The organism is Pseudomonas sp. COR18, assembly GCF_048568395.1.
GTDB lineage: Bacteria > Pseudomonadota > Gammaproteobacteria > Pseudomonadales > Pseudomonadaceae > Aquipseudomonas > Aquipseudomonas fuscovaginae_B.
In genome coordinates this window covers 6,853,275-6,870,716 of record NZ_CP183808.1, presented here as the reverse complement: position 1 = coordinate 6,870,716, position 17,442 = coordinate 6,853,275, and the positions used below count along the sequence as shown (strand labels likewise).

The following is a 17,442-nucleotide window of genomic DNA, read 5'->3' as shown; positions in this document are numbered from 1 at the left end:
GTCGCTTCGAGACGCCGCCCCCTATTCCCGGTGCAATTCGAACAGCACCAGTGAACGCCCGGTCACGGTGTACTCGCGGTCGAAGTCGAACTGCTCGCGGCCATGGATCTGCGCGTCGTTGGTGTCGAGCATGCAGGTCCAGTAGCGGCCCTGGGGCACGGCCGGCAGGCGGAAGTTGACCCCGTCATGGTGGGCGTTGACCACGATCAGCAGGGTCGCGTCGGCCCCGGTGCGGCGCAGGCCGGAGACCTGGGCGCGGCCGTCGAGCAGGATGCCCAGGCAGCGGCCGTGGCGGTCGTGCCACTGTTCGGTGGTCATTTCGTTGCCATCGGGTGACAGCCAGGTGACGTCCTTGACCCCGAGTTCCTCGTTGTAGCGGCCGACCAGGAAACACCCGCGCCGCAGAATCGGGTAGGCCAGACGCAGCTTGGCCAGGCGTTTGACGAAGGCGAGCAGGGAGTGGCCGTCGTCGTCCAGGTTCCAGTTCACCCAGCCGATTTCGCTGTCCTGGCAATAGGCGTTGTTGTTGCCGTGCTGGGTGCGGGCGAATTCGTCGCCGGCGACGATCATCGGCGTGCCCTGGGCCAGCAGCAGGGTGGCGAAGAAGTTGCGCATCTGGCGCAGGCGCAGCGCGTTGATCGCCGGGTCGTCGGTGGGGCCCTCGACGCCATGGTTCCAGGACAGGTTATTGTTGCTGCCGTCCTGGTTGTTCTCGTCGTTGGCCTCGTTGTGCTTGTCGTTGTACGACACCAGGTCGTGCAGGGTGAACCCGTCATGGGCGGTGATGAAGTTGACCGAGGTGTAGGGGCGTCGGCCGCGCTGGTTGAACATCTCGCCCGAGGCGGTCATGCGCGCGGCGAAGTCGGCGAGCTGGCCGTCGTCGCCTTTCCAGAAGGCGCGCACGGTGTCGCGGAAACGATCGTTCCATTCGACCCAGCCCGGCGGAAAGCCACCGACCTGGTAGCCGCCGGGGCCGCAGTCCCAGGGCTCGGCGATCAGCTTGACCTGGCGCAGCACCGGGTCCTGGCGACAGGCGACGAGGAAGCTGTGGCGCTCGTCGAAACCGTCGTGGTAGCGCCCGAGAATGGTCGCCAGGTCGAAGCGGAAACCGTCCACGTGCATCTCCGTGGCCCAGTAGCGCAGCGAGTCGGTGACCATCTGCAAAACGCACGGGTGGCTCAGGTCGAGGGTGTTGCCGGTGCCCGAGTCGTTGATGTAGTAGCGCTTGTCGTCGGGCATCAGCCGGTAGTAGGAGGCGTTGTCGATGCCGCGCATGGACAGCGTCGGGCCCTGCTCGTTGCCTTCGGCGGTGTGGTTGTAGACCACGTCGAGGATCACCTCCAGGCCGGCCGCGTGCAGGTGCGCGACGGCCTCCTTGAACTCGGCGATCTTGCCGCTGGCGAGGTAGCGTGGGTCGGGGGCGAAAAAGGCGATGCTGTTGTAGCCCCAGTAGTTGGTCATGCCCTTGTGCAGCAGGTGCTGGTCATTGACGAAGGCGTGGATCGGCAGCAGTTCCACCGAGGACACGCCGATGGAGCGGATGTGCTCCAGCACTTCGTCGACCATCAGCCCGGCGAAGGTGCCACGGATCGCCTCGGGGACGGCGGGATGGCGCTTGGTCAGGCCGCGCACGTGGGCCTCGTAGATGATGGTGCGCTCCCAGGGCACGTTTACCCGCTGGTCGCGGCCCCAGGTGTGGGCGGGGTCGATGACCTTGCTCTTGGGCACGAAGGGCGCGCTGTCGCGTTCGTCGAAGCTGAGGTCGCCGTCCGGGTGGCCGATGGTGTAGCCGAACAGCGCCTCGGACCATTTCAGTTCGCCGACCAGTTGCTTGGCGTAGGGGTCGATCAGCAGCTTGTTGGGGTTGAAGCGGTGGCCGTTGCCCGGGTCGTAGGGGCCGTGCACCCGGTAGCCGTAGATCAGTCCGGGATGGGCGTCGGGCAGGTAGCCGTGGTAGATCTCGTCGGTGTACTCGGGCAGCTCGATGCGCTCCAGTTCCACCTCGCCGCTGGCGTCGAACAGGCAGAGTTCGACCTTGGTGGCATGGGCGGAGAACAGCGCGAAATTGACGCCCAGGCCGTCCCAGGTGGCCCCGAGGGGGAAGGGCAGGCCCTCGCGGATACGCGAGGCCTGGGGAGTGGGTTTGTCGTGCTTTGGCTTGCTCATGGGTGCTCCTGCTGAGAGTGGTGGCCCTTCAAATATCCCCGACACCGTTCGGACTTTTGTGGGGGCATGCCTGAGGGGGCAATTGGCGGGCAAGCCCGTTCCCGCCCCCGATCCATGGGCGACTCGGACCCTGTGGGAGCCGGCAAGCCGGCTCCAGCGAGAGGAGGATCGAGGTGTTCTTCAGCGGCTCAGTTGGCCGCCGGTTTGCGTGGCGCCCGGGGCTTCTTGACGGCCGGCTCCGTGGCCTTGGTCGCCACCGGCTTGGCCGTGCTCTTGGTAGCCGGCTTGGCCGCGGTGGCGGCCTTGGGCTTGGCCTTGGCGGCCGTGGCCGGCCTGCTCGGTGCCAGGGCCTCGGCCTCGGCCAGCTTGCGGGCCATTTCCCAGTGGCGGGCCTCCTGGCCGTCGGGACGGCCCTCCGACTCCCAGATCTGATAGGCAAACTCGCGGATGCGTTTTTCGTCGGTACTCATCGCCATGCTCCTGAACAGACACTCAAGTTTGGGTAAAGAGATTGACCGGGAAGTCTCCCAGTGCGTCACCGACCATAAGCTCCCCATGGGGTGTGACTGCACCTGCGGAAAAAAGTCCCCTTAATTTGCCGTGCGGGGCGGCGAGCGGCAGTTTGATCCGGGTATCACCCCACGTCGCCGGGGCTACCCAGGGCCGACCGACCTCGGCCAACAACCCATGTGCCAGCCTTGGCACCACCACGATGGCCTGTTGCGTCGCGTGGCCACGACGCAAGGCCAGTACCTTTTCGGCGTGTTCGCCACACACCTCCAGGGGCTGATAGTCGCCACGACGAAACAGTTCCGGGTGCCGGGCCCGCACGTCCAGGGTCCGGGCGATCAATGCCTGCTTGATCCGTCCGCTGCGCCAGTCGTCGATCAGTTCCCCGGGCGTGCCCGCTGCCTGAAGTGCCGCTTGCCGGGTGGCGAAATCCACCGGGCGACGGTTGTCCGGGTCGACCAGGCTGAAGTCCCAGAACTCGTTGCCCTGGTACAGGTCCGGCAGCCCCGGCACGCTCATGCGCAGCAGGCATTGCGCCAGGCTGTTGAGCGCACCGGTCGGGGCGATGGTGTGCACCGCGGTGGCGATCGCCGTGCGCAGTGCCAGCCCCTCGGGCTTGAGCAGCAGCGTCTGGAGAAAGTCGTGGCAGGCGTTTTCATAGGCCTCGTTCGGCGCGCTCCAACTGCTCTGCAACTTGGCTTCGCGCAGGGCCTTGCGCTGCCATTGGCCGAGACGTTCAGCGTAGTCGCGCAAGGCGGCCTGGTCGTCGACGGCCAGGTCCAGGGGCCAACTGCCGAGCAGGGTCTGGTAGAGCATCAGCTCATCGCCAGGCGAAGGCGCGTCCGGGCTGCTGCGCAGCGCAGTCGCCAGCTCACGCCAGTGTTCGACCCAGCCGGTATAGGTGTCGGCGCATTCACTCAACACGGCCAGACGCGCCCGGCTGTCCTCGCCGCGCTTGTGGTCATGGGTGGCGCTGGTCAGCAGGTTGTCGGGGAAGGCTGCCAGCCGTTGCCGGTTGGCCTGGTGGAAGTCCGCCGGCGGCGCGCTGAACTGTTCGGTGGAAAAGCCCACGTCGTTGCGCGACAGCAGGACCGCCGAGCGATAGAACGCGGTGTCCTCGACGGCCTTGGCGGCGGTCGGCGAGGTCAGTTGCTGGAAGCGCACGCAGGCGTGGCGCAGCAACTTGCGCTCGCGGCCCGGTGGACGCTGGCGCCAGGGTTGGCCGCCGAGCCACTGCTGCAGATAGTCGAGCACCGGCCAGTCGGCTTCGCCGAGGGTGGTACGGGCGCCCGCCAGGGCCTGCTGGAAGAACGGCTCGTCGTCGGCCGGGCGGCCGCACGCGTTGATGTAGGTGCGGTACACCGGGTAGTGCACGATCAGTTCCTGCAGCGCCCGACGGATCGCGCCGAGGGTCAGGTCGCGGCTCATGACATTGTCCCGGGCGACCTGCAGCAGGGCCTGGGCGACGCTCTCGAAGTCGCCGGCCAGCGAGCCGTTGAGCATCTGCTGGCGCGCCAGCCGGGCTTCTTCGCCGAACGCGGCGGGCCGCTCGCTGAGCTGGCTCCAGAGCCTGGCCAGCGGTTCGGCCCCGCGGGGATCGTGCTGCAGCAGCGACAGCTGGTTCATGAATTCGTAACCGGTGGTGCCATGGACCCTCCAGTCGCGGTGCAGTTTCTCGCCCTGGCCAAGGATCTTCTCGACGTAGATCGGCAGGTGTCGCCCCGGCGCCAGGGCGTCGACCCGCCGCCGCAGTCGGCGGCAGTAGCCGCGGGGATCGGCCAGGCCGTCGACATGGTCGATGCGCAAGCCGTCGACCAGGCCTTCCTCGACCAGCTGGAAGATCTTCTGGTGGGTGGCCTCGAACACCGCCGGACGCTCGACGCGCAGGCCGCCCAGTTCGTTGACATCGAAGAAGCGTCGCCAGTTGATGTCATCGCCAGCGGTGCGCCAGCTGGCGAGCCGGTAGTGCTGGCGTTCGAGCAGCCGGTGCAGCCGCTCGAAGCCTTCCGGTTCCCGGGCGTCGTAGCGTTGCAGGCTGGCCTCGATGACGGGGTGGCTGGCGGTGCGGCTGGCCAGTTCCGCGCGCAACTGCCGGGCCCGGCCGTAGGCATCGGGCAGGGTGTTGAGGGCCTTGAAGCGGGCGGCGAGGTCGTCCAGTTCCGGCAGGTCGGCGAGGATCTGGCCATAGTCCCGCGGGCAGATCGGGAAATGGTGCTGGTAGTGCTCGACATGGAAGCCGCCGCGTTCGGCATCGAAGCGCAGCACCACCGAGCCTTCCAGCAGGGCCGCGCCGTAGTCGTTGCCGAGGAAGGGCATCAGCAACTGGCCCTCGAGCAGCGGGTCCGGTGAATGCCACTGGATGTCGAAGAACTCCCCGTAGGGGCTGCGTCGTCCCCATTCGAGCAGGTCGAGCCACCAGGGGTTGTCGGCACCGCCGACGGCCATGTGGTTGGACACGATATCGAGGATCAGGCCCATGCCGTGTTCGCGCAGGGCCGCCACCAGCCGTCGCAGCGCCGGCTCGCCTCCCAGTTCCGGGTTCACCCGGGTCGGGTCGACCACGTCATAGCCGTGCATCGAGCCGGCGCGGGCGCAGAGCAGCGGCGAGGCGTAGAGGTGGCTGATGCCTAGGCGGGCGTAATAGGGCACCCACTCGATGGCGGCGTCCAGCGGGAAACCCTTGTGCAGTTGCAGGCGCAGCGTGGCGCGCAGGCTGCTCATCGGTCACGCTCGGCGGCCTGCAGCCGGGCGCAGGCCAGCAGTTCGAGACGCCGGGCGGCATCGACATCGTCCAGCAGCTGGCTGCTGTAGCCCGGCAGCCGTCGGCGCCAGTTGGGGTGGGTGTCGATGGTACCGGGCAGGTTCGGTTGCTCTTCCACGCCCAGGGCATCCTCCAGCGGCAGCAGCACCAGCGGGGCGCGGGTGTGGCCGAGGAAGCGCACGCTGGCGTCGACGACCTGGTCGGTCTCGTGGGCTTCGTCGCGAAAGTTCTGCGGGTCGTTGCTCAGGGCCCGGTGCAGTCCGTCGCGCTCATGTTGGCGGGTCTGGCGCCAGTGGTCGGCGGTGGCGGTGTCGATCAGCCCGAGGCGGATGTTCCAGTCGATGTCGCGGGCGTGCCACCAGCCATTCAGGGTCGGCAGGTCGTGGGTGGTGGTGGTGGCCAGGGCATTGTCCGGCCAGTCGAGGATAGGTTTGAAGCGATGGCCGTATTCCTGTTCGAACAGCAGCACGCGCATGCCGAGGATCGAGCGGGCGATCAGCTTTTCCCGCAGGCCATCGGGTACCGTGCCGAGGTCTTCGCCGAGGACGATCGCCTGGTGTCGCGACGACTCCAGGGCCAGCAGGCGCAGCAGGTCGTCGATCGGGTAATAGAGGTAGGCGCCGTCGCTCGACGGCGAGCCGAGGGGAATCACCCAGAGCCGTTGCAGGCCCATGATGTGGTCGATGCGCAGGCCGCCGGCATAGGCGAAGTTGGCCCGCAGCATTTCGATGAAGGCGCGGAAACCGTGGCGCTTGAGGCCTTCGGGGGCGAAGGCGGAGATGCCCCAGCTCTGGCCCGAGCGATTGAGCACATCCGGCGGTGCTCCGACGGTGAGCTCTGCCAGCAGTTCGTCCTGCCGGCTCCAGGCCTGGCTGCCGCCGCCGTCGGCCCCGACGGCCAGGTCGGCGATCAGCCCGATGGCCATGCCGCTGCTGCGCGCGGCCTCCTGCGCACGCTCCAGGCTGCGGGTGATCAGCCATTGGCTGAAGGCATGGAATTCGATGTCTTCGGCGTGTTCCTCGGCGAAGCGGGCCAGGGCCGGGCTGTCCGGTTGCCGCCATTCTTGCGGCCAGTGGCGCCAGTCGCCGCTTTCGCCACGGGCGACGCAGCGCGTTTGCAGGGCCTCGAACCGGCAGTGGTTTTCCAGGGCTTCGCCGCCGGCGCGGCGGAAGCTGGCGAAGTCCTCGCCCAGAGGATGGTCGCCGAGCCGGAAACCCTCGTAGAGCGCGCGCAGCAGGCGGTACTTGGCCCGTGCGGCGCGGGGCCAGTCGATCAGCGACAACTGCTCCAGCGCGTGCAGCTCGTCGGCCAGCCCGGTGCTGTCGATCGCCAGGCGCAGGGCGCGTTCGCCGAGGATCGCCCCCGGTGCGGCATACAGGCTGTTGAGGAACAGCCGGCTGGACGGTGAGTACGGGCTGTAGCGGCTCGGGTCGCTGCTGAACATCGCGTGCACCGGGCTGATCGCCAGGGCATCGGCCCCGCGCTCGCCGGCGGCCCGGGCCAGTTCCTCCAGGGCCTGGGTGTCGCCGAAGCCACCGTCGGCCGGGCGTTGCAGGCTATAGAGCTGTACGCCGAGGCCCCAGGCCCGGGCCGGGCGGGTGTCGGTGGCCGCGTCGACGCTGAAGCAGGTGGCGGGGGCCACGGCCAGGGTGAACTGCTGGCCGTCGATGCGCACCGTCTGATAGCCGACCGGCACCACCCCGGGCAGGACCGCTTCGTTGTCCAGCCGCAGACGGAGCACCGAGCCGTTTTCCAGGTGGACCTCGCAGTGGGTGTCGGGGGCGAAATAGCGGGCCAGGTCCAGGCCCTTGTCGACGTCCGCCGTCAGCAGCGGCGGCAGTTGCTGGTCCTGTTGCGCCAGTTGCAGTTCCAGCAGGCTGGCCTCGATGGCGGCCTCGTCATGGGCCGGGTGGCCGAGGCCGGCCAGCACCTTGCGCAGGACCTCGGGCCGGACCTTCTGCGGCCGGCCATTGGCGTCGATCCAGTCAACGGCCAGGCCCGCCCGGCTGGCGAGTATTTCAAGTTGCGCATCGCTCATGGGCGTTCTCCATCGAGGGTCGACGGGTCATCGTCGTTGCTCAGGCCGACCAGCGCGCAGTAGGGCGCCAGTTGGCCTTCATCCAGTTGCCGGGCGGCCCCGGCGGTGCTTTCGAACAGCCAACGGATCACTCCGTCGGCGCCCTGTTCGACCGGCTCGGGCCCCAGGTTCAGGTCGATACGCAGCAGGCTGCCATCGCCCAGGCGCCAGCGTGCGCTGATGGCTCCCTCGGCCAGCACCTCGGCGTCCAGTGCCTGGGTGCCGGGCAGGCGGGGCAGCAGTTCACGGTGGCGGATCTGCAGCAGTTGGCGGTAGAGCTGCGCGGTGGCGCCACGGTTGCCCTCGGTGGTCGGGACCAGGTTCGGTCGCGAGGCTTCGAAGGTGGCCGCGGCGTTCGGGTCGGGAATCCGCGCGCGGCGTTGCGGGTCGGCGAAACCGGCGAATTCGGCGAATTCCCCGCGCCGGCCTTCACGTACGGCATCGGCCAGTTCGCCGTGGTGGTCGGTGAAGAACAGGAACGGTTCCTCGGCGCCGGTTTCATCGCCCATGAACAACAGCGGGATCATCGGCGACAACAGCAACAGCACGGTGGCCGCGCGCAGGGCCTGTGGCGGGCACAGCTGGTTGAGGCGTTCACCGAAGGCGCGGTTGCCGATCTGGTCGTGGTTCTGCAGAAACAGGATGAACGCGCTGGGCGGCAGGTGGGCGCTGGGTTCGCCGCGGCAGCGACCGTGGCGGTTGGGGTGGCCCTGGTAGACGAAACCCTGGCTCAGGCAGCGCGCCAGCTTGTGGGTGGTTTCCTTGGCATAGTCGGCGTAATACGCCTCGGTCTCCCCGGTCAGCAGCACGTGCAGGGCGTTGTGGCCGTCGTCGTTCCATTGGCCGTCATAGGCTTCTTCCAGGAGGCTGGCCTGGTTGAATTCGTTCTCCACGGTCAGCCACACGTGGCGCGCCGGGTCGACCTGACGGTGCACCTGCCGGGACAGTTCGCGCAGGAAGGTCGAGTCGTCGATCGCGTGCACCGCATCCAGGCGCAGGCCGTCGAAGCGGTACTCCAGCAGCCACATCAGCGCGTTGTCGATGAAGAAGCTGCGCACTTCGCGGCGCTGGAAGTCGATGGCGGCACCCCAGGGGGTCGTGCGGTCCTCGCGGAAGAAGTCCCGGGCGTAGCGCCCCAGATAGTTGCCGTCCGGGCCGAAGTGGTTGTAGACCACGTCGAGGATCACTGCCAGGCCATGACCGTGGGCGCTGTCGATCAGGTGCTTGAGGTCTTCGGGCGTTCCATAGCTCGATTGCGGCGCGTAAGGCAGTACGCCGTCGTAGCCCCAGTTGCGTTCGCCGGGGAACTCGGCCAGGGGCATCAGTTCGATGGCGGTGATGCCCAGTTCGGCCAGGCGCGGCAGGTGCTGCTCCACCGCGCGGTAGCCGCCGAGGGCGCCGACATGCAGCTCATAGATGATCGCGGTGTGCCAGGGCCGTCCCTGCCAGTCCTTGTGTCGCCAGTGATAGGCGAGGGGGTCGACCACCCGGCTCGGTTCGGCTATCCCCCCGGCCTGGGAGCGGGAAGCCGGGTCGCAGACCTGCAGTTCGCCGTCGATGTTGTAACGGTAGCGGATCCCGGCGGCGCAGCGGGTTTCCAACGTGAACCAGCCGTCGTTCTGCGGCAGCATGGCCAGGGAGCGGCCATCCTCCAGCTCGACGCTGACGTAGAAGGCGTCCGGTGCCCACAACGCGAAACGGGTGTGTTCCGCGTCGAGCATGACCGCGCCGTGGGACCAGGTTTCCAGAGTCCTTAGCGACATCCTTGGCCACTCCTCAGTGCTTGCCCGACCTGCTCCGGGAATTGGCGACCAAGGTTTCATAGAGCTCGGCGTAGGGCTCCACCGCCTTGCACCAGTTGAACGGTGCGGCCATGGCGCGGCAGCGCATGGCATTGAGCAGCGGCGGGTAGGCGAACACCTTGAAGGCCCGGCGCAGCGCCGACTCGTAGCTTTGCACGGTGGATTCGTCGAAGAGGAAACCGGTCACGCCGTCCTCGATGGTATCGGCCAGGCCGCCGGTGTTGCGCGCCACCGGCAGCGAGCCGAAGCGCTGGGCATACATCTGGCTGAGGCCGCAGGGCTCGTAGCGCGAGGGCATCAGCAGGAAGTCGCTGCCGGCGAACATGCGTCGGGCATCGGTTTCGTTGAAGCCGATGCGTACGCCGATCCGACCGGGGAAGCGCAGGGCCAGCTGGCGCATGGCTTCCTCTTCCTCCGGCTCGCCACGACCGATGATCGCGATCTGGCCGCCGGAGCGGACGATGAACTCGCTCACCGCCTGGGTGAGGTCCAGGCCCTTCTGGTAGACCAGCCGCGAGACCACGGCGAACAGCGGGCCGGTGGATGCTTCGAGGCCGAACAGCTGGCGCACGTGGGCGGCATTGACCGCCTTGCCCTCCCAGTCGCCGATGTGGAAGGGCTGGACCAGGTGATGGTCGGTGGCCGCGTCCCAGCTTTCGTCGATGCCGTTGGGGATGCCGCTGAGCAGGCCCTGGTAGGTCTTGCTGGCAAGGAAACCGTCCAAGCCGCAGCCGAATTCCGGAGTGGTGATCTCCTCGGCGTAGGTGGCGCTGACCGTGGTGATGTGGCTGGAGTAGGCCATGCCGGCCTTGAGGAACGACAGTTTGCCGTAGAACTCCATGCCTTCCTGTTGCAGGGCGTGGGCCGGAATACCCAGCTCCGGGCAGCAGGCCAGGCTGACCACGCCCTGATAGGCGAGGTTGTGGATGGTGAACAGGGTCGGCGTGCGCTGGCCGCGCCAGTGCATGTAGGCCGGGGCCAGGCCGGCGGGCCAGTCATGGGCATGGACCAGGTCCGGGGTCCAGTGGATCTGGCCCAGGTTGGCGGCGATGTCGGCCGCGGCCAGGCCCAGGCGGGCGAAGCGGATGTGATTGTCCGGCCAGTCGCGGCCGTTGTTGGCACCGTACGGGGTGCCATCGCGCTCGTAGAGTTCGGGGCAGATCAGCACGTAGATCACCAGGCCGTCGGGCATGTCCATGCGCCCGATCCGGCAGGGGGGCAGAGCCGCGTGGCCGGCGAGCTCGCCGACGATATGGATCGGGTTGTCGCTGTCCAGCACTTGCGGGTAGCCGGGAATCAGCACCCGCACATCATGCAGGTGGCGCATGGCCCGTGGCAGCGCCGCCGAGACATCGCCCAGGCCGCCGGCCTTGACCAGGTCGGCGAACTCGGAGGTGACGAACAGCACTTTCTTCTTGTTGGGGTTGACGCTTACCACCGATGACAACGTCTTCCCTCCCGTTGAAGGGACGGGCACGTGGACCGGTTCGCTGACCTGAATCAAACCTTCTCCCTGAATCTCCAACGCAGCGCTGATCATGTGCCTCTCCCGTTTTATCCGATCTGATCCATGGCTTTCACGCAGCGTGCCCAAACCGCTTCCTTTTGTCGGACACGCCCGCTCGGGTGGTTGGGGCACGAGGCCGCTCGACGCACCTGAGCAAGAAAAAGAGTGGGGTGGCGCCTGTGCCTGTTCCACCCGGATCAGGCGCCTTACCTTTAACCTGACTGACGACCGGTTCAGAAGGTTCGATTTTTTTTCCGAGGAAATGACCGGCTGGTCAGTAGGCCCAGAAACACAGTGTAGGAGAGATGTTGCCGACTGGTGGGGCGGTATTTAGACGACAAATTTCAAAAAGTTTCCTACTGGATATAAGGCGCGTGGTTCACGACAACTTTCGGGAACAAGCGGGCAGGGAGGTCTGCACCGGATTGGCGCGGGGCGAGGGGCGGATGGGCGAGAAGGGGGCGCCGACCGCGCCCGTACAAGGCACGGGCGTGGCCGGTTTCGGGGCGTCAGCCGAGGACGCGGATCGGTGCGCCGGTGGCCCAGGCCTGGATGTCCTCGATCATCTGGCTGTAGAACATCCGGTAGTTGTTCTGGCTGACGTAGCCGACATGGGGCGTGGCCAGGACGTTGTCCAGGGTGCGGAACGGGTGGCCGGCCGGCAGCGGTTCCTGTTCGAATACGTCGAGCGCCGCGCCGGCGAGCCGGCCCTGCCGCAGGGCACTGATCAGCGCCGCCTCGTCGACGATCGGGCCACGGGCGGTGTTGACCAGGTAGGCGGACGGCTTCATCCAGCCCAATGCCTGGGCATCCACCAGGCCGCGGGAGCGATCACTGAGCACCAGATGCACCGACAGCAGGTCGGCCTGCTCGAACAGCGCCTGCTTGCTGACGTATTCCACGCCCGCTTCGGCGGCACGTTCGGCGGTGAGGTTCTGGCTCCAGGCGATCACCCGCATGCCGAAGGCCTGGCCATAGCGGGCGATCTTCTGGCCGATGCTGCCCAAACCGAGGATGCCCAGGGTTTTGCCGTAGAGGTCGTTGCCCAGCCCCACCTGCCAGTCGCCGGCGCGCAGGGAGTTGGCTTCCCGGACCAGGTTGCGACTCAGGGCCATGGCCAGTGCCCAGGTCAGTTCCGGCGCCGCATGCTTGTAGCTCTCGGTACCGCAGACCTGGATGCCCAGGGCGCTGGCCGCCTGGATATCGAGGGCGGCATTGCGCATGCCGCCGGTCACCAGCAGCTTGAGGCGCGGCAACCGGCGCAGCAGGGCTTCGTCGAAGGTGCTGCGTTCGCGCATCACGCAGATCACGTCATAGCCGGCCAGGCGTTCGGCCATGACCTCGGTGGCGGCGGGGTAGTCATGCAGGAAGCTGACCTGGCCGATGCCATCCAGCAGCGACCAGTCCACCACCTCGCCGGCCACGCCCTGCCAGTCATCGATTACCGCAATCTGCAACGTCATCGGGTGCTCCTCATGATTGTCGTGCGGCCAGCCAGCCGAGCAGGGCCTTGTGGAACCGGTCGGGTTCTTCCATCTGCGGGGCGTGGCCCAGGCCGGGGAATTCCACCAGTGTCGAGTGCGGGATCAGCTTGGCCACCTGTTTGCCGAGCACGTCGTAGCGGCCCAGTCGCGCCTTGACCTCGGGCGGTGCGATATCGCTGCCGATCGCCGTGGTGTCGGCGGTGCCGATCAGCAGCAGGGTGGGCACCTTGAGATCCTTGAATTCGTAGTACACCGGCTGGGTGAAGATCATGTCGTAGATCAGCGCCGAGTTCCAGGCCACCGCGACGTGCCCCGGGCCCTTGTTCAGCCCGGCGAGCATGTCGACCCAGCGCTCGAACTCGGGCTTCCAGCGCCCGGCGTAGTAAGTGTTGCGCTCGTAGTTGCGAATGCCCTCGGCGCTGAGTTTCAGCTCGCGCTCGTTCCACTGGTCGACGGTGCGGTACGGCACGCCGAGGGCTTTCCAGTCCTCCAGACCGATCGGGTTGACCAGTGCCAGGCGCTCGACCTGCTGCGGGTAGAGCAGGGCGTAGCGGGTGGCGAGCATGCCGCCGGTGGAGTGGCCGAGCAGCACGGCCTTGTGGATGCCGAGGCTCTCCAGCAGGGCATGGGTATTGGCCGCCAGTTGCTGGAAGCTGTACTGGTAGTGGGCGGGTTTGCTGGAGGTGCAGAAACCGATCTGGTCCGGCGCGATGACCCGGTAGCCGGCTGCGCTCAGGGCCTTGATCGAGTTGTCCCAGGTGGCGCCGCAGAAGTTCTTGCCGTGCATCAGCACCACGCTCTGGCCGTTGGCCGGCGCACTGGGTTTCACATCCATGTAGCCCATCTGCAGGGATTGGCCCTGGGACTGGAAGGCGAAGTGCTCGAGCGGATAGGGATAGTCGAAACCTTGCAGCTGCGGCCCGTAGGCCGGGCCTTCGGCGGCGTGGGACAGGGTCGGCAGCGAGGCGGCGAGCAGCAGGCTGCCAAGGACAAGGGAGCGTGACGTGGGCATGGGCGACCTCCTGGGGAATCCGCCCGATGCTGCGCAGAAACGATTAACGGCCGATTAAGGCGCTCAGCGCGCCGGGTAGTCGGCGATCACCTGGTCGGTGCCGTACTTGGTCAGGCCGATGACCTGGAAGGCGTCCTGGCGATCCCCCATCTCCATGCCCGGCGAGCCGATGGGCATGCCGGGCACGGCAATGCCGCGCAGGTCGGCGCGCTGGCTCAGGGCCTTGATCTGTTCGGCCGGCACGTGGCCCTCGACGAACTTGCCGTTGATCACCGCGGTGTGACAGGAGGCCAGTCGGGGTGCCACGCCCAGGCGTTGCTTGACCGCGCTCATGTCCGCCTCGACGTGGTCGTTGACCTTGAAGCCATTGGCTTGCAGGTGGGCGATCCACTGCTTGCAGCAGCCGCAGTTGGCATCGCGATGGACATCGATGGACAGCGGTTCGGCGGCCTTGGCCAGGGAGGCGATCAACAGGGCCGAGAGGGCGACCATGCGCAGTGGGGTTTTCATGGGCAGATTCCGGAAGGCTGGGTGAGAGGGCGACATTTTCGCCGATAACGCCAATCGCAAGGGGTTCTGAAACAGTCAGCAACATTCTTGCGGGCGGGAGAGGCGGCGACGGGCATCGATGATGCGCCGTCGCCGCTGTCGGCAACCTGAGGGGAAGATGACGGATTTGTCAGGCAAGGGTATGGCGCGAGGTTTCCAGGACGTACTTGAGGTTGTTCAGTGCCCGGGCCGACAGTTCGTGCATGCGGCCCTGCAGGCCGTTGAGGTTGAGTTCGGTGATGTACTGCAGGGTTCGGCAGAAGTGGGTGCCGCGGCCCTGACGCTGGAGTTCGTAATAGATGCAGCCGTCGACGACGGAGGAGGTGAAGGCGGTCTTGAAGGTGTGGGGCGGGTCGGCCACGACAACACGGTAGTTCATGTCGACGCGCAACCCGAGCAGGTCGATGACCTCGGTGAAGCGATGATCCCTGGGCACGGGACCGTGCATGCCGGTTTCGGCGCTGACGGAGGTCGGGTGCCATTCGTGCCAGCGATCCGGCTGGGTCACGTAGGCGTAGACCACGGCAATATCGGCTTCTATATGGATCTCGTTGCTCAGGCTTTTGGCATAGGTCTGGAAAGAGGGCTGTTCCATGTTAGCTCCTACTGCATTCCTTGTTTAAAGGGAAGAAGCAGCAGTGAGCATAGGCGATGAGCCAGCATTGCACCCGGGCAGTCGATGAGTGTTGCAGTACCCCACGCCGAACGGTCGCGGGGTACTGCGTTGTGGCGGGTCAGCGGACCTTGAAGCGTCCCATCAGCGCGCTGACGCGGTTGTTGGCCTCCAGCAGGCTGCGGGTGTTGGCGTCGGTGGCCTGGCCGCTGTGCACCAGTTCCTCGACCATGTGCCGGATCTGCACCATGCTGCGGTTGATCTCCTCGGTCACCGCGCTCTGCTGCTCGGCGGCCGTGGCGATCTGCGTGCTCAGGCTGTTGATGTGGCTGACCGAGCCGGCCATTTCGTCCAGCCCGGCGTTGACCCGGGCGGTGGCGTCGGCGGCCGACTGGCAACTGGCCTGGGTGTTCTCCATGGCGCTGACCGAGGAGCTGACGCCCTGGGTCAGGCGGGTCAGCATTTCGTTGATTTCCGAAGTACTGGCCTGGGTCCGGGCGGCGAGGGCACGGACTTCGTCGGCGACCACGGCGAAACCGCGACCCTGCTCGCCGGCCCGGGCGGCCTCGATGGCGGCGTTCAGGGCGAGCAGGTTGGTCTGCCCGGCAATGGCGCCGATCACCCCGAGAATCTCGGTGATGCGCTGGGCATCCTCCTGCATGCTCCCGACCTTCTGGGTGGCACTGGAGACTTCGTCGATCAGCGCGATCACGCTGCCGGAGGCTTCGCCCACCACCACCCGCGAACGGTCGGCGTCTTCGTTGGCGCGGCGGGTGAAGGCGGCGGTTTCGGCGGCGTTGTGCGCCACGGTTTCGGCGGTGCTGCTCATCTCGGTGATGGCGGTCACCGTCTGGTCGGTCTCCGAGGCGTGGCGAGCGAGAATCTGGTTGGTCTGCGCCGACGTCTGCTGGAGTTTTTCCAGGCTGCTGGACATGTCGCCGGTGGCCTGGGTGACTTCGCCGATCATGTTCTGCAGGTAGACGATGAAACGGTTGACCGAATGGCCGATGGCGCCCAGTTCGTCCTCGGCGCGAATGACGATGCGCCGGGTCAGGTCGGCATCGCCACTGGACAGCGCATCGATATTGCCCTTGAGCACGCGCATGCGCTGCACCAGCTTGCGGATGGCGTAGATCTGCAGCAGCACCAGCAGCACGATCATCGGCACCTGCAGCAGGCTCAGGGTCTTGAGCACGTCGTCGCGCTGGGCGGTGATCGACTGGGTCGGCAGGGCGGTGGCGAGGAACCACGGCGAACCTTCGATGGGGCGCATGAAGAAGGTGCTGGCGACACCGGCGTTATCGAACTCCACTCGCCGCCGGCCATTGTCGCGTTCCTGCAGGGCGGCCTTGATCTGGGCGGCGAAGGGCGAGTTGCCGGCCAGGTCGTTGATGTTCTTGAGCACCACCGGGCTGCTGATGTGGGTGCTGTTGCTGATGATCTTGCCGTCGGCCTCGACGATCAGCATCTCGGCGCCCAGGTCTTTCTCCTTGCGGGCCACCAGGTCGTTGAAGAAGCCCAGGGTCACGTCGATGGTCGATACGCCGTAGGGCGCGCCGTTGCGCTGGATCGCCATGGCGCAGTTGGTGCGCGGTTCCTGGCTGGCGTCATCCTTGTAGGCCGCCGCCCAGGCGCACTGGCCGCGTGGCGTGGCCATGCCGCCCTTGTACCAGGGCTGGTCGTAGTAGTTGGGGGCCTCGGCACTGTTCCAGAAAGTATTGACCTTCAGTTGGCCGTTGGCATCGCGGTGCCAGAAGGTACTGTGCTTGTTCTGCCCCGGCGTGCGCTGGCCGGGCAGGGGCCAGATGCCGCCGCCGAACACCTTGAGCTCCCCGTACTGGTCCACCAGGCCGGGCAGGACCTTGTCGATGGCGTCGCTGTCGAGCAGGGGAATGGTCTGGGTGATGCTGCGTTGCTGGGCCTGGACCTTGTTCAGTTCGCCCTGGATCTGCTCCGCCACTTCGGCAATGCGATTGAGTGCCACCTGCTCTTCGGTGTGGCGCAGCTTGGGTGCTACCAACTGGCCGATGCCGACCACGGTCAGGACGAACAGCAGCAGGACAAACAGGACCAGAAACAGCGTGTAGCGGGCTTGGATCGTACGGAACGTGGGCATGGGACCTGTCCTTGCAGAGCGGCTTTTATTATTCGTCAGCTTTTCAGGGCTGCGAGAGGTTATCGGCCTGGTCTGGAGGGTCTTTAGGTACGATCGTGCAGGATTGTGGGGTTCTGGCACCGGATTTCACCCGGTGGGAGCAGGCGCCATCTTTATGTAATGGAATGTAGATAGATTGTATCCTGATTGGAACATTGACTAGAATTTCGCCTTTCATACCTAAATCAGGGACGTTTCCTATGACTGCCTCACCAGCACGTCAACCGCAGCAGCAGATTTTCACTCACCTGAGCCAGGGAGTCCGACCATGAGCATGGGGACGGTGGGGGCCTGGGCCTCGGCGGCGGGTCTGAAGATTTTTGTCAAGGACGGCGCTCCCGCGCAGCAGAACAAGATCCAGAGCGAGAAGGCCCAGCAACTGCTGCGTACGGTCGGCAAGGACCCGCTGGCACTTGATCTCGGCAAGATGGCGGCCGCCAAGCTGCGGCCCAAGTTCAAGGACTTCAACCCGGAACAGGTCACGCCCGCGCAGTTGGGAAAAATCAGTACCTTCCTGAAGGACAATGGCCTGATCGATACTTTCACCGCCAGCCTGATGCTCAATGCCGGTGAGGATTTCGACAAGTTCGGGGTGCAGAAGAACCCCGACGACAAGTTCAATGCCCTGGAATACTTCGCGACCCAGATCACCACGATCCAGGACCGCGCCATGAAAAAGGACGCGTATTCCAACTACATGGTTCCGGCTTACAAGAAGGCCATCAACGTGCTGCAGAACCTGCAGCAGTTCGGCAGCACCGGCGCTGCCGTGACGGTCAATACCAAGGCCTGACCGGCCCCCTGCC

Annotated in this window: 11 protein-coding genes and 2 pseudogenes; 1 reads left to right on the top strand and 12 read right to left on the bottom strand. The window is 66.3% G+C overall.

The window, feature by feature from the left end; translation table 11 throughout:
* Positions 1 to 21: 21 nt before the first annotated feature.
* From glgX to ACM62G_RS30740, 12 genes and pseudogenes are all read right to left on the bottom strand, one after another.
* On the bottom strand, positions 22 to 2,166 hold the full coding sequence (gene glgX, locus ACM62G_RS30795) for a glycogen debranching protein GlgX (protein ID WP_054056944.1): 2,145 nt from the start codon (positions 2,164 to 2,166) through the stop codon (positions 22 to 24).
* Positions 2,167 to 2,354: 188 nt separating this feature from the next.
* Positions 2,355 to 2,636 (bottom strand): DUF2934 domain-containing protein, encoded by a 282-nt coding sequence (locus tag ACM62G_RS30790; RefSeq protein ID WP_419736397.1) that lies wholly within the window; start codon positions 2,634 to 2,636, stop codon positions 2,355 to 2,357.
* A gap of 22 nt (positions 2,637 to 2,658) precedes the next feature.
* Positions 2,659 to 5,397 carry a malto-oligosyltrehalose synthase gene (locus tag ACM62G_RS30785; RefSeq protein WP_419736396.1) on the bottom strand — a complete coding sequence of 913 codons (2,739 nt, stop codon included), beginning with the start codon at positions 5,395 to 5,397 and terminating at the stop codon, positions 2,659 to 2,661.
* The gene (gene malQ, locus ACM62G_RS30780) at positions 5,394 to 7,475 is read right to left on the bottom strand and encodes a 4-alpha-glucanotransferase (protein ID WP_419736395.1); all 2,082 of its coding nucleotides are present in this window, start codon (positions 7,473 to 7,475) and stop codon (positions 5,394 to 5,396) included. The genes ACM62G_RS30785 and malQ overlap by 4 nt, the downstream gene beginning before the upstream one ends.
* Positions 7,472 to 9,277 carry a malto-oligosyltrehalose trehalohydrolase gene (gene treZ / locus ACM62G_RS30775; protein ID WP_419736394.1) on the bottom strand — a complete coding sequence of 602 codons (1,806 nt, stop codon included), beginning with the start codon at positions 9,275 to 9,277 and terminating at the stop codon, positions 7,472 to 7,474. The genes malQ and treZ overlap by 4 nt, the downstream gene beginning before the upstream one ends.
* A 13-nt stretch (positions 9,278 to 9,290) precedes the next feature.
* Positions 9,291 to 10,856, bottom strand: a complete 1,566-nt coding sequence (gene glgA, locus ACM62G_RS30770) for a glycogen synthase GlgA (RefSeq protein ID WP_054056711.1) — start codon at positions 10,854 to 10,856, stop codon at positions 9,291 to 9,293.
* Positions 10,857 to 11,332: 476 nt separating this feature from the next.
* Positions 11,333 to 12,286 (bottom strand): D-2-hydroxyacid dehydrogenase family protein, encoded by a 954-nt coding sequence (locus tag ACM62G_RS30765; protein WP_419736393.1) that lies wholly within the window; start codon positions 12,284 to 12,286, stop codon positions 11,333 to 11,335.
* Between the two features lie 10 nt (positions 12,287 to 12,296).
* On the bottom strand, positions 12,297 to 13,319 hold the full coding sequence (locus ACM62G_RS30760; RefSeq protein WP_419736392.1) for an alpha/beta fold hydrolase: 1,023 nt from the start codon (positions 13,317 to 13,319) through the stop codon (positions 12,297 to 12,299).
* 63 nt (positions 13,320 to 13,382) lie between these two features.
* Positions 13,383 to 13,829, bottom strand: coding sequence for a DUF411 domain-containing protein (locus ACM62G_RS30755; RefSeq protein WP_419736391.1), 447 nt, complete (start codon positions 13,827 to 13,829; stop codon positions 13,383 to 13,385).
* Positions 13,830 to 13,998: 169 nt separating this feature from the next.
* Positions 13,999 to 14,463, bottom strand: a complete 465-nt coding sequence (locus ACM62G_RS30750) for an SRPBCC family protein (RefSeq protein WP_273820416.1) — start codon at positions 14,461 to 14,463, stop codon at positions 13,999 to 14,001.
* A gap of 139 nt (positions 14,464 to 14,602) precedes the next feature.
* A pseudogene (locus ACM62G_RS30745) lies at positions 14,603 to 15,124 on the bottom strand (methyl-accepting chemotaxis protein); the annotation flags it as partial.
* A gap of 339 nt (positions 15,125 to 15,463) precedes the next feature.
* Positions 15,464 to 16,597 (bottom strand): annotated as a pseudogene (locus tag ACM62G_RS30740) (cache domain-containing protein); the annotation flags it as partial.
* A 307-nt stretch (positions 16,598 to 16,904) separates the two neighbouring features.
* On the opposite strand from ACM62G_RS30740, the gene ACM62G_RS30735 reads away from it, so the two are divergent.
* Positions 16,905 to 17,429 carry a hypothetical protein gene (locus ACM62G_RS30735; RefSeq protein ID WP_054062634.1) on the top strand — a complete coding sequence of 175 codons (525 nt, stop codon included), beginning with the start codon at positions 16,905 to 16,907 and terminating at the stop codon, positions 17,427 to 17,429.
* Positions 17,430 to 17,442 lie beyond the last annotated feature (13 nt).